At 72.0% G+C, this 12,484-nt stretch carries 11 protein-coding genes and 1 pseudogene; 3 read left to right on the forward strand and 9 right to left on the reverse strand.

The features are described from left to right. Positions 1 to 7: 7 nt before the first annotated feature. The 3 genes and pseudogenes from ABEB06_RS12325 to ABEB06_RS12335 form a co-directional block, all read right to left on the reverse strand. The gene (locus ABEB06_RS12325; protein ID WP_345696895.1) at positions 8 to 847 is read right to left on the reverse strand and encodes an HAD family hydrolase; all 840 of its coding nucleotides are present in this window, start codon (positions 845 to 847) and stop codon (positions 8 to 10) included. A gap of 2 nt (positions 848 to 849) precedes the next feature. Beyond that, positions 850 to 3,370 (reverse strand): annotated as a pseudogene (locus tag ABEB06_RS12330) (phosphoribosyltransferase). Positions 3,371 to 3,468: 98 nt separating this feature from the next. Further along, positions 3,469 to 4,644, reverse strand: coding sequence for an HpcH/HpaI aldolase/citrate lyase family protein (locus ABEB06_RS12335; RefSeq protein WP_345696896.1), 1,176 nt, complete (start codon positions 4,642 to 4,644; stop codon positions 3,469 to 3,471). A 287-nt stretch (positions 4,645 to 4,931) separates the two neighbouring features. On the opposite strand from ABEB06_RS12335, the gene ABEB06_RS12340 reads away from it, so the two are divergent. Both ABEB06_RS12340 and ABEB06_RS12345 read left to right on the forward strand, forming a co-directional pair. After that, positions 4,932 to 5,813, forward strand: a complete 882-nt coding sequence (locus tag ABEB06_RS12340; protein WP_345696897.1) for a TerD family protein — start codon at positions 4,932 to 4,934, stop codon at positions 5,811 to 5,813. 110 nt (positions 5,814 to 5,923) lie between these two features. Continuing rightward, the gene (locus tag ABEB06_RS12345) at positions 5,924 to 6,532 is read left to right on the forward strand and encodes a hypothetical protein (protein ID WP_345696898.1); all 609 of its coding nucleotides are present in this window, start codon (positions 5,924 to 5,926) and stop codon (positions 6,530 to 6,532) included. Positions 6,533 to 6,535: 3 nt separating this feature from the next. On the opposite strand, the gene ABEB06_RS12350 is transcribed toward ABEB06_RS12345, so the two are convergent. Next, a complete protein-coding gene (locus ABEB06_RS12350; RefSeq protein WP_345696899.1) occupies positions 6,536 to 7,270 on the reverse strand; it encodes a Tellurium resistance in 735 nt (244 codons plus the stop codon). Between the two features lie 239 nt (positions 7,271 to 7,509). Between ABEB06_RS12350 and ABEB06_RS12355 the strand changes: the two genes are divergently transcribed. Further along, a complete protein-coding gene (locus ABEB06_RS12355) occupies positions 7,510 to 8,607 on the forward strand; it encodes a DUF2637 domain-containing protein (RefSeq protein WP_345701822.1) in 1,098 nt (365 codons plus the stop codon). Between the two features lie 89 nt (positions 8,608 to 8,696). Here the strand turns inward: ABEB06_RS12355 and ABEB06_RS12360 are convergent, their stop codons facing one another. The 5 genes from ABEB06_RS12360 to ABEB06_RS12380 form a co-directional block, all read right to left on the reverse strand. Continuing rightward, positions 8,697 to 9,782: a DUF475 domain-containing protein gene (locus tag ABEB06_RS12360; protein WP_345696900.1), complete on the reverse strand. Its 1,086-nt coding sequence runs from the start codon at positions 9,780 to 9,782 to the stop codon at positions 8,697 to 8,699. A 41-nt stretch (positions 9,783 to 9,823) separates the two neighbouring features. Continuing rightward, positions 9,824 to 10,399: a TerD family protein gene (locus ABEB06_RS12365; protein WP_345696901.1), complete on the reverse strand. Its 576-nt coding sequence runs from the start codon at positions 10,397 to 10,399 to the stop codon at positions 9,824 to 9,826. A 221-nt stretch (positions 10,400 to 10,620) separates the two neighbouring features. Next, on the reverse strand, positions 10,621 to 11,196 hold the full coding sequence (locus ABEB06_RS12370; protein WP_345696902.1) for a TerD family protein: 576 nt from the start codon (positions 11,194 to 11,196) through the stop codon (positions 10,621 to 10,623). 154 nt (positions 11,197 to 11,350) lie between these two features. Beyond that, positions 11,351 to 11,809, reverse strand: coding sequence for a peroxiredoxin (locus tag ABEB06_RS12375; protein WP_345696903.1), 459 nt, complete (start codon positions 11,807 to 11,809; stop codon positions 11,351 to 11,353). Between the two features lie 223 nt (positions 11,810 to 12,032). Continuing rightward, a complete protein-coding gene (locus ABEB06_RS12380) occupies positions 12,033 to 12,476 on the reverse strand; it encodes a DUF3052 domain-containing protein (protein WP_345696904.1) in 444 nt (147 codons plus the stop codon). Positions 12,477 to 12,484: the final 8 nt, after the last annotated feature.

Genomic DNA, 12,484 nt, shown 5'->3' on the forward strand with positions numbered 1-12,484 from the left:
GCCGGGCTCAGACCGAGACGGCCGCGGCGGAGCGGACCCGGGCCAGCATCTGCCGGACGATCTCCTCGCCGGCCGCCACCCCGATCTGGTCGAGCGCCGTGACGTCGGGCGCGGTCCACCCGGTCTCGGCGAGTTCGCCGTGGCCGGGCCGCCAGCCGTGGTCGGCGGCCAGCAGCAGGTCGGCGTCGAGCAGCGAGTCGCCGGCGCTCAGCACGGTGCGGGCGCCGGTGCGCAGGGCCACCTCCGCCAGGCCCGCGCTCTTGCTGAGCGGCGCGGGGACGGCGTACACCTTGCGGCCCTGGAGCGAGATGGTGAAGCCGCGCTCGGCGCACCAGCCGGACAGGTCGGTGATCCAGCCCTCGGGCAGCTCGGCGCGCTCGACGACCAGGTAGGCGAAGAGGTCGTCGGCGACCTTGCGCTTGTGGGTCCACTCGGGGTCGGCGACGATCGCGAGGTGCTCGACCACCTCGCGCAGCGGCGCGCTCTCGGCGGCGAGCCGCTCGCGGATCCCGTTCTGCCAGTCGACGTCCGGGACGCCGTCGACCAGCAGGTGTCCGCCGTTGGCGCAGACCGCGTACGGGGGGACCCAGCCGGGCGTCGGGCCGGGCAGGTTGACCCGCTCGTACTGGGTGCGGGTGCGGGTGGTGACGGGCACGACGTACGCCAGGCCGGTCAGTTCGACCAGCAGTTCGGCGGCGGCCTCCGTCATGAAGGAGAGCGCCTTGCCGTCGTGCACCTCCACCGAGAGCAGCCGTGGCGCCAGCCGGTCCGGCACGTCCAGGGCCAGGGCCCGGTTCGAGTAGATCAGCGTGCGGTCGAGGTCGCTGGCGACCAGGGCGTGCTTCAAGATCAACCCTTCTCTGGTTCAACAAGGACCGCGGTGCCGTCGGCGCCGGTGGCACCGCGGGTGTAGCGCGGGTGGATCAGGCCGACGCAGGAGTACGGCAGGTCGTCGACGTCCTCGACCGGGACGCCGCGCTGGGCGGCGAGCAGGCGGACGTGGTCCAGGTCGGCGCCGGCGCCGCGGCGGGCGAGGATGCGCCAGGGGACGCGGCGCAGCAGCACCCGGGTGGTCTCGCCGACGCCGGGCTTGACCAGGTTGACGCTGTCGATGCCGTACTCGGCGCTGATCCGCTCGACGGCGGCCCAGCCCTCCCAGGTGGGGGTGCGGTCCCCGGCGGCGAGCCGGTCGGCCTCGGCAGCGACGGCCTCGCGGACGGCGGGGAAGCGGGCGGCGACGGCGTCCACGAACTCGGCGGAGACGTCGGCGCCGGCCAGCTCGCGGTAGAACTTGGCGCCGTGGAACTCGTCCGGGCCGATCAGGTCGTCCCGCAGCACGGTGCGCGAGACCAGGCCGGAGACGGTGGAGTTCAGGCAGGCGGAGGGGATCAGGAAGTCGTCCCGGGTGCCGAAGGTGCGGACGCAGCCGCCGGGGTCGGCGAGCACCGCGAGCTCGGGGTCGAAGCCGGTGCCGGCCAGCGCCTCGGCGAGCTCCCGGGTGATCGCGCCCTTGCCGGTCCAGCCGTCGACGAAGACCACCGAGGCGGGGTCGTGGTGGGCGGCGAGGTAGCGCAGGGCGACCTGGTCGATGCCGCGGCCGCGGACGATCGAGACGGTGTAGTGCGGGGCGTCGACGCCGTGCGCGAACGCCAGCCAGCGGCGGATCAGGATGCCGACGGGGGTGCCGGCCCGGGCCAGCGAGGCGAGCACCAGGCCGCGGCCGCGCTCGCGCAGCAGCAGTTCGGCGACGGCGCCGACGGCGAGCGCGATCCGGTCGGCGGAGGCGTCCAGCGCGGTGTGGAACAGCGCCTGGTACTCGGGGCTGGGCTGGTACTCCACCGGCAGCGACTCGGCGTAGTGCGCGCCGCCGGACTGGACGGCCTCCTCGCGCTCCTCGGTGGGCGCCTCCAGGGCGACCTCCGAGAGGTCCTTGAGCAGCCAGGTCACGTCCGCGGCGGAGTAGGAGGAGAACGCCGGACCGTACAGCGGACGCGCTGCGGGGGGCGAGGAGAGCGTTTCGGTGGTCATGCCGGCCTTCGGTGGGGGTACGCGGGACTCATGGTCGGGCAGGGGGGCGTCAGGCGGGTGTCGCCGCGCGGTACGAGGGGAGAACGGCGAGCACCACCTGGTCGGTGACCCGGCGCAGCGCGGGCAGCAGGGCCCGCTCGCCGTCGTGCAGGGCGGGGGTGTCGGCGGGGGCGTCGACGACCAGCACGATCGCGTCGAAGCGGCGGCCGGGGTCGGCGCCGGGGGCGACGTTGTACGCGAAGCGGTCGACCGAGGCGTCGGCCGGGTCGTCGTGGGCGGCGAACTCCAGCCGGGTGCGGATCGCGTAGCCGGGGTCGTCGACGGCGAGGACCGGCGAGCGGGTGGTGGTGGAGAAGCGGACCCGTTCCCCGCCGAGGTGCCCGTCCAGGGCCTGGGCCAGGCGCAGCGGGGCGTACATCAGCTCCTCGAAGCCGAGCACCAGCACCCGGCGGGCGCCGGGCGCCAGCTCGGCGGCGATCGCCCCGGCGGCCGCGGGCAGCACGGTCTCCAGCCGCTCGCGGTGGGCGGGGGTGAAGCCGTGCCGGCCGCCGTCGGGCAGGTCGGCGGGCCAGTCCAGGGCGGCCCGGACCAGGGGCGCGAGCGGGCCGTCCGCCGGCGGGGCGGCGGGTGCGGCGGCGATCAGCGCCTGGGCGCGGGCCAGCGCGTCGGCGGGCAGGTCGACGCCGCCGGACGCGGTGGCGACCACGTCGAGGCGGGCGCCGAGCTCGGCCGCCGCCTTGGCGAGTTGCTCGCGGTCGGCGTCGGTGCGCAGGTCGACCAGGGCGACCACCACGTAGTGGGCGCGCGGCCGGTCGGCGTGCAGGGCGCGGATGGTGTTGAGCACCGTCCGTCCGGTGGAGAACTCGTCGTCGACCAGGACCAGCGGGCCGTCCCCGGCGAGGAAGGCCGGGTCCTCGGGCAGCAGCAGGTGCGAGGTGGCGTGCGAGTGCTCCTCCTCGAAGCCGCCCACCGGGGCGATGCCGGCCACCGGGCGGCGGGTGGAGTGCAGGTAGGGCGCGCCGAGCGCGTCGGCGACGCTGTGGCCGAGCGCGGTCGCGGTCTCCGCGTAGCCGAGCACCACGGCCCGGCCGGCCTGCTCCGCGCCGAGCAGCTCGGCGACCTTGCGGCCGAGGTCGAGCCCGGCACCGTGCACCACCACCGGGCGCTGCGGGACGTGCTTGCCGAGCACCCGGGAGACCAGCAGGTGGGCCCGCCGGGGGTTCTGGCGCAGGGCGAGGCCGATCAGCCCGGGCAGCTCCGGCGAGCCGGTGAGCCGCAGGTCGAGCCGGTCGGTCACCCATTGGCCGGTCCAGGTCTCGGCGTCGGCGGTCGGTGCGGTCAACGGGGTCCTGCTTTCGGTGCGAGGTCGTACGAGCGGTGCGGGGATGCGGCGACACAGGGGGTGGTGCAGGGGTGGTGCAGGTGGTGCAGAGTCCGAGGCTACGGGCAGAGGCAGGCGGAGAGCAGTTCGGCGAAGCTGACGTCCTCGCGGGCGACGCCGAAGACCTCGGCGCGCAGCAGCACCCGCTCCGCCCAGGCGCGGTGCGGCTTCGCTTCGTTCATCTTGTTGGTGTACGAGGAGCGCAGCACCCCGCCGCCGTCCTGGTGCTGCTGCAGGATGTCCTGCGCGTCGGAGTACTCCTCGTGGGTGACCACGGAGAGGGCGTGCACGGCGGGCACGTGGCTGGGGTGGATGCAGGTCTTGCCGAGCAGGCCGTTGGCCCGGTCGAGCTCGATCTCGCGGATCAGGCCGTCCAGGTCGTGCGCGATGATCCGCTGGCGCAGCCCGTCGGCGGGCGGGCTCGCCTCGGCGAACGGGGTGCGGCGCAGCTGCGGCTTGAACATCCGCTCCTGCACCGGGAAGTACTCCCAGACCGGGCCGGTCACCGTGTACCCGGTGCCGTCGGCGCGGCCCAGCACGTTGACCACGTCACCGATCACCCCGGCGACCAGTGCCACGTCGTAGGCGGTCAGGTCGGGCGAGCGGCGCAGCCCGTACGCGGAGCACAGGTCGGTGACGCCGAGCCGGACGGCGAGGATCCGGCCGCGGTGCTTGTCGAGCACCCGGGCGATGCCGAAGAGCTGGTCGCGGCGGCTCTCCAGGTGGGCGAGCTCGGGGGATTCCAGCACCGGCATGGCGAACAGCCGGCGCCCGGTGCGCTCCTCGGCGGCGGTGAGGGCCTCCAGGAAGACTCCGCCGCTCTCCTCGGTGAACTTGGGCAGGACGAAGCCGGTGAGCAGCCGGATCGCCGGGCCGAGCCGGACGGCCAGGTCGGTGATCTGCTCGGCGGCGCGGACCCGGACGAACAGCAGCGGCAGCTCGGTGCCGGGGGCGTCGGCGGCCAGCTCGCCGAGCTGGGCGACCAGGTTCGCCTCGGCGGACGGCACCTCGTGGTCGGCGATGGCGTCCTCCAGGCAGAGCACCATGGAGACCACGCCGCGGGCCGACTGCTTCCGGATGTCCTGGGCCAGCCCGGGCCGGGTGGCGGGGCTGTACAGGGTGGCGCCGAGCGCGGTGGAGAGGACGGCCGCGTCGCTCTCGCGGTCGAAGGCGACGGGCTGCTTCAGGAAGAGTCGGCTGCGGACATCGTCCGAAAGGTGGCCGAAGTGGCGCAAAATTGCTCTCCCACGGGGGTCGGGTGGCGGCCCGCCGGTGGGCGGGGACGGCTGACGTCTCGACAGAAGGGACGGGCGACGCGGCAGGAAAGTTCGCGTGTTCCGCAACGATCGAGGTGGGAATGGTGGTACCCAGCCGTTGGGCGCTTATCGTACGGTCAGATGAGGGGTGCGACAGTCCCTGAAACATCGAATTCTTCGAAGGTTGCCGTCCGCTTCACAAAGCCTCCCGGGACGGGCACACCCGCGTTGTCCCGACGGGCCGCGAAGCGGCAGGATGGTGAACCATGACGCACGTGATGGCGAAGGGCGCCAACATCCCGCTGACGGCCACCGCCGTCCGTGCCGTTCTGCGCTGGACCGCCACGCCCGGCACCCCCGACGTGGACGCCTCGGCGCTGCTCCTCGGCAGTGACGGCCGGGTCCGTTCGGACACCGACTTCGTCTTCTACAACCAGCCCCGGCACCCCTCCGGCGTGGTCCGGCACCTGGCCAAGCAGAGCGGCGGCGGCGAGGTCTGGGACACGGTCGAGGTCGAGCTCACCAAGCTGCCCGCCGACGTGGAGAGCGTGGTGCTCGCCGGCTCCGCCGAGGGCGGGTCCTTCCCCTCGGTGGGCGGGCTGCGGGTGCTGCTGTACGACGCCGCCACGGCCGACGGCGGCGCGGCGCTCGCCGAGTTCCCGGTGCTCGACACCGGCGACGTGACCGCGCTGGTCGCCGCCGAGCTGTACCGGCGGGCCGGCGGCTGGAAGTTCCGCGCCATCGGCCAGGGCTACGACAGCGGCCTCAGCGGCCTCGCCACCGACTACGGCATCGCGGTCGAGGACGACACCGTCACCCACCACCCCGAGCCCGGCCCGACCCCGGCGCCCGCCGGCGAGGAGGAGCCGGACACCTACACCCTCGCCCCGGCCGCCCCCACCAACGCACCGCTCCCGCCGCCGCCCACCACGCCCCCGCCGGCCCCCCGGCCGCAGGCGCAGCCACAGCCGCAGCCGCAGCCCGGCTACGGCTACCCGCAGCCCCAGCACCAGCCCTCCGCCTACGGCTACCCGCAGCCGCAGCCGCAGACCGGGTACGGCTACCCGCCGCCGCAGCCCCAGGTACAGCCCCAGGCCCGGCCGCCGTTCACCCTGCCCCCGCAGGGCCCGCAGTTCCAGCCGCGCTGACCCCGCGCCGCCCCGTCCACCCCTCGCACGCCCCCCGATCCGGTCGGCCGGCACCGGCTACGATGCGCGCCGAACGGCCGGATCCCGGGGAGGACTTGCGAATGTTCTGGGTGGGACTTCTGTTGTGCGCGCTGGTGGGCGTGGAGCTCGGCGGCATCGTCGCGGGGATCATGAGCACGGACACCGCGACCGGGGTGGTGCTGACCGTGGTCGGCGCGAACCTCGCGCCGTGGACCGCCATGGGCGGCTTCGTGCTGCTGTACCGCGGCCGCCGGCGCGCGTCCCAGGTCAAGCAGGCGCCGCCCCGGCTGGAGCCGGCGATGGCCCGGATCGAGTCCTCCCGGGCGGTGGGCGAGGGCCCGGACATCCCGCTCGACCTGGACCTCACCGTCGCCCCCGCGGGCGTCCCCGCCTACCGGGCCGGGGCCACCGCGGTGGTGAACCTGATGGACCTCGACGACTTCCGGGTCGGTCGCACCGTGGTCGTCGACCACGACCCGCTGCGCCCCTGGGACGTCCGGGTGCGGATCAGGCCGGACGGCGAGTGGGCCGGGCGACTGGCCGCCGCCGGGATCGACACCGCGCCGCCGGAGAGCCGGCGCGCCGAGCCCCCGCGCCCGGCCGGGTCCGGCGGCCGGACCGGCACCGCCCGGATCGGCATGGCCGCGATCGCCGTCGGCGCCGTGCTCTCGCTGGTGCCGTTCCACGGCTACTACTGAGCGTCAGCGGGGGTCCTTGAAGCCCCGCTCCCACTGCATGCCGAAGCCGTACAGCCGGTCGAGGTCCGACTGGAAGCCGTGCACGTAGCGGACCTCCCGTCGGACCGTCAGCTGGTTGTCGCCCGAGTTCTCGATCAGCACCACCGCGCAGGAACGCGCCTCCGGCGCCCGCTCGTCGAGCTTGATCTCGATCCGCGGCCCGCTCTGCGGCACGATCGTCACCGTCGCGTGCGTCCGGTCGAACGCGGGGGTGTCGTCGTAGATGTAGACGAAGATCAGCAGCCGCCGGAACTGGTCCTTCTTCTCCAGGTTGACGTACATCGTCTCGCCGGACGGCGCTCCGTACACGTCGTCGCCGCTGAGCTTGATGAACGGCGGCTTGTTGAGGTCGCCGAGGAGGTTGCCGAGCGGCTGCACCACGCCCCGGCTGCCGTCGGCCAGTTCGTACAGGCACGCCAGGTCGAGGTCCACGTTGACCGGGCTCTGGGTCAGGTTGTCGGGCGACAGCGGCCGCAGGATCCGCGGGTCGAAGAACCGCCGCAGCGGCCCCGCCACGGCGCCCCCGCCCTCGGCCGAGCGCGTCGACCAGTGCAGGTTGACGTACAGGTAGCCGGTGGTGGCCGCGGCGCCGGTGATGGCGAACTGCGGCTGCTTCTTGGTGAGCGTGATCTGGAACGGGCTGCCCCCCGCATCGGGACTGTTCCGCTCGCCCTTCAGGAACCCCCACACCGAGACCATCGTGTCCCCACCTCTCCCCCATCCCCCGACCGTCGGCACCGTCCGTCATACCCAGCGCACGGCCCGTGAGTCAACGTCAGCCCGCAAGCCCGTCCCGCTGGCAGAGGGATCATCACTCCCGTACGATGCCTGCCCCTCGGACGCGATATCGTCTCACCGCACAGGTGTCCCCCTTGCGTCACCACGGCACCTTCGTCTCCGTCTCCCCTGCCCTGCGGAAAGCCGAGGCCCTCCCCGCGATGAACCTGTCCTCCATACAGCTGGTCTGGGCCGTTGTCGGCGGCGCAGCCCTGCTGTTCACCGCCATCCTGGTGGCCTTCCTGCGTTTCAAGAACAACAACGCCGAGGAGAACGCCGACTCCTGGGAGCGCTCCGAGGAGCGCCGCCGCCGCAAGGAGGCCATCTACGGCGGTGCCTCGTACGTGCTGCTGTTCTGCTGCGCCGGCGTCGCGGCCGCGCTGTCCTTCCACGGCCTGGTCGGCTTCGGCCAGCAGAACCTGAACCTGTCCGGCGGCTGGGAGTACCTGGTCCCGTTCGGTCTCGACGGCGCGGCCATGTTCTGCTCCGTCCTCGCGGTCCGCGAGGCCAGCCACGGTGACGCGGCGCTCGGCTCCCGCCTGCTGGTGTGGCTGTTCGCGGTCGCCTCGGCCTGGTTCAACTGGGTGCACGCGCCGCGCGGCGGTGCGCACGACGGCGCCCCGCAGTTCTTCGCCGGCATGTCGATCTCGGCGGCCGTCCTGTTCGACCGGGCGCTGAAGCAGACCCGCCGCGCCGCGCTGCGCGAGCAGGGCCTGATCCCGCGTCCGCTGCCGCAGATCCGCATCGTCCGCTGGCTGCGCGCTCCGCGCGAGACCTACGCGGCCTGGTCGCTGATGCTGCTGGAGAATGTCCGCAGCCTGGACGAGGCGGTCGAGGAGGTCCGCGAGGAGCGGCAGGCCAAGCAGGACGCCAAGGTGCGCGCCCGCAGCGCCGACCGCCGCGAGCGGGCCGAGCTGAAGGCGATCGCCCGTCAGGGCGGCATGCTGGCCCGGGCCCGCCACGCCCGCCAGGTCCCGGCGCTCACCTCCGGTGACGCGCAGCCCGTTACGGAGCCTGCCCTAGCCCCGGAGGAGCAGACCGACCGCTCCGGCCCGTCCGCCCTGGAGCCGGCCGCGCTGAACGCCGGCCGCCGTCCGGTCGCCGCGGTGGGCAGCTCCACCGGCTCGTCCTACTCCTCGTCGACCGGCTCGTCGTACTCCTCGTCGATCGACCTGTCCTCGGACGACGACACCCTCTCGATGCCGAAGCTGGACTCGCTGGAGCGCAAGCTCCGCGCCATCGAGCAGCAGCTCGGCTGACCCGCAGCAGCGCGAAAAGGCCCCGCACCTCCGAGGAGGTGCGGGGCCTTTTCGCGTCGTCACCGGGTCGGACGGCCCGGTGCCGGGCGTCAGCCGGAGGAGGGGGAGCCTTCCAGCGCCTGCTCCTTGCGGTTGCGCATCACCGAGGAGAACAGCGCCGCGCCGATGAAGGCGACGCCGATCAGACCGGTGACGATCTCCGGGATGTGGTACTCGATGGAGGCCAGCAGGATCAGCGCCAGGGCGCCGATCGCGTAGTGCGCGCCGTGCTCCAGGTACACGTAGTCGTCCAGGGTGCCCTTGCGGACCAGGAAGACGGTGAGCGAGCGGATGTACATCGCGCCGATGCCCAGACCCAGGGTGATCTGGAAGATGTCCTGGGAGATCGCGAACGCGCCGACCACGCCGTCGAAGGAGAAGGACGCGTCGAGGACCTCGAGGTACATGAAGAGGAAGAACGCGGCCTTGCCGCCGACCTGGACGATCGACTTGCCGGACTTCTCGGCCTCCTCCTCGGCCTCCTCCTGCGCCTCCAGGCCGGACTCGAAGACGCTGGACAGGCCGTTGACCGCGAGGTAGGTGGCGAGGCCGCAGAGGCCGGCCAGCAGGACGGTCTCGGCGTGCTCACCGGCGAACAGGCGCGAGGAGACGGCCAGCACGACCAGCGCGATCACCGAGGAGAGCGCGTCCAGCTTGCCGATCTTCTCCAGCGGCTTCTCGATCCAGCGCAGCCAGTTGAAGTCCTTCTCCTCGAAGATGAAGTCGAGGAAGATCATCAGCAGGAAGATGCCGCCGAAGGCCGCGATGGCCGGGTTGGCGTCCTCCAGGTACTGCGCGTACGTCATGCCGTTGTACGTCATGCTGGAGTCGAGCGCCAGGTCGATCACGGTGCCCGGGCTGAGGTGCGCGGTCAGGCCCACCACCAGCAGCGGGAAGATCAGGCGCATGCCGAAGACGGCGATCAGCACACCGACGGTCAGAAAGATCTTCTGCCAGAACGGGTTCATCCGCTTGAGGACGGTGGCGTTGACGACGGCGTTGTCGAAGGAGAGGGAGATCTCGAGGATCGAGAGGATCAGGACGACGCCGAATCCTTCGGCCCCCCAGATCAGGCCTGCGGCGATCAGGCCGGCGATCGTGATGGCGAAGGACCATCCGAATGTGCGGAAGAACACGGGGTCAGTTACCTTTCGAATTACTGGATTTGACCAATTCTTTACTGTACGTTGACGCCGAAGTCGAGAGCGATCCCGCGCAGGCCGGAGGCGTAGCCCTGGCCCACCGCGCGGAACTTCCACTCCCCCTGGTAGCGGTACAGCTCACCGAAGATCATCGCCGTCTCGGTGGACGCGTCCTCCGAGAGGTCGTAACGGGCGATCTCCTGCCCGTCGGTCAGGTTCACCACGCGGATGTAGGCGTTGGAGACCTGGCCGAAGTTCTGCAGCCGGGCGTCGGCGTCGTAGATCGACACCGCGAAGACGACCTTGTCGATCTGGGTCGGCACCAGGTCCAGGTGGACCTGCACCACCTCGTCGTCGCCGTCGCCGTCGCCCGTCAGGTTGTCGCCCTGGTGCTCGACCGAACCCTCGGGGCTCTTCAGGTTGTTGTAGAAGACGAAGTACTCGTCGCCGAGCACCCGGCCGCTGGCGCACAGCAGCGCGCTGGCGTCGAGGTCGAACGCGGCGCCGGTGGTCGAGCGGGCGTCCCAGCCCAGGCCGATCTGCACCTGGGTCAGGTTCGGCGCGGCCTTGGTCAGCGAGACGTTGCCGCCCTTGGCGAGCGTGACACTCATTGGACTTCCTCCCAGCTCCCGTCTCCGGGGCTCCCCTTGAACCGCGCCCCGGTCCGACGTACCCCAGAAGGTCTACGCCCCCCGGGCCGTCCGCAGCGCTGCGCGGCCACCTGAACTTCCTGAACTCCGCGCCCCTCGGGGCGCGCCAACACGCCGGGGCCGGCGGAAGCTGCTCGCTTCCGCCGGCCCCGGCGCCAAGACTATGCAATAGCCCTCTGGGCTCAGACGTTGACTCCGAAGTCCTGCGCGATGCCGCGCAGGCCGGAGGCGTAGCCCTGGCCGATGGCGCGGAACTTCCACTCCGCGCCGTTGCGGTAGAGCTCGCCGAAGACCATGGCGGTCTCGGTGGAGGCGTCCTCGGAGAGGTCGTACCGGGCGATCTCGGCGCCGCCGGCCTGGTTCACCACACGGATGAAGGCGTTGCGGACCTGGCCGAAGTTCTGCTGGCGGTTCTCGGCGTCGTAGATCGAGACCGGGAAGACGATCTTCGCCACGTCGGCCGGGACGCCGGCCAGGTTGACCTTGACCTGCTCGTCGTCGCCCTCGCCCTCGCCGGTGAGGTTGTCACCGGTGTGCTCGACCGAGCCGTCCTGGCTCTTCAGGTTGTTGAAGAAGACGAAGTCCGCGTCCGAACGGACCTTGCCCTGCTCGGTGCAGAGCAGCGCGCTCGCGTCCAGGTCGAAGTCGGTGCCGGTGGTGGACCGGACGTCCCACCCGAGACCGACGATCACCGCGGTGAGGCCGGGGGCCTCCTTGGTGAGCGAGACATTGCCGCCCTTGCTCAGGCTGACACCCACTGGTCCTCCCAGAATCGGATTCCTGATCCATCAACGGCCCGATCGTAGTGCCGGGTTCCCGCAGGCGGCAGCCTTCGGCCCGGCGTGGCTGTACGAATTCACGGCGACGCCGGGCCGAACGGAAGCGGTGGTCCGCCGGGTGGCGGAGGGGGGGTCAGAGCGCGCCGACGGCGGCCAGGTACTCCTGGGTGTCACGGGCGTCCGGCAGGCCGTTCACGACCGACCAGCGCACCACGCCGTCCTTGTCGATCACGAAGGTGCCGCGCACGGCGCAGCCCTTGTCGTCGTTGAAGACGCCGTACTTGCGGGAGATGTCGCCGTGCGGCCAGAAGTCCGACAGCAGCGGGTACTCCAGGCCCTGCTGCTCGGCGAAGACGCGCAGGGTGAACGGCGAGTCGTTGGAGACCGCCAGGACCTGCACGTCGTCGTTCTGCAGGCGCGGGAGCTCCTTCTGGATCTCGCAGACCTCGCCGGTGCAGACGCCGGTAAAGGCGAACGGGTAGAAGACCAGGACGACGTTCTTCTCGCCGCGGTAGTCCGAGAGCTTGACGGACTCGCCGTGCTGGTTCTTCAGCTCGAAGTCCGGAGCCGCGTTGCCGACCTCAATGGTCATGGTGGGAGACCTTCCTCGACGGGTTGTGGGCCCTGGCATCCTCGCATCCGTTCGGGTGGTTTCCGCCGTTCGGGTGAGGGCTGCCGGCCGGAAGGGGGCCCGTTTCGCCCTGGGTGAACAAGGTCGCCGGAGGCACCTACAGCCCGCCCCGGGGAACGCGAAGGCCCCGCTGGAGGAAGCTCCAGCGGGGCCTTCGGCGAAGCGGTCCGTGAGACCGGCGCGCTCAGCGCTGCTTGGGTCGGGCGGTCTGCGCCTTGGGGGTGGCCAGGCGGGTGCCCGCCCACTCCTGGGCGATCGCGACCGAGCTGGTCTGCGAGAGGCCGGCGGTCTTGGCCGCGTCGGCGATCTCGTGCGCCTCGACGTACCCGTCACGACCCTTCTTCGGGGTCAGCAGCCAGATCAGGCCGCCCTCCGCCAGGTACTCCAGCGCGTCGACCAGGGCATCGGTGAGATCCCCGTCCTCCTCGCGGTGCCACAGCAGGACGCCGTCTGCGACGTCGTCGTAGTCCTCGTCGACGAGCTCGCCGCCAGTGATGTCCTCCACGCCCTCGCGGAGTTCCTGGTCACAGTCTTCGTCGTACCCGAGCTCCTGGATGATCTGGCCTTCTTCGAAGCCCAGACGAGCTGCCGGGTTGGACTTGTCCGCGGGGTCCGCGGTCGCGCTCACGGGATTGA

It is taken from the genome of Kitasatospora terrestris (genome assembly GCF_039542905.1).
GTDB classification, from domain to species: domain Bacteria; phylum Actinomycetota; class Actinomycetes; order Streptomycetales; family Streptomycetaceae; genus Kitasatospora; species Kitasatospora terrestris.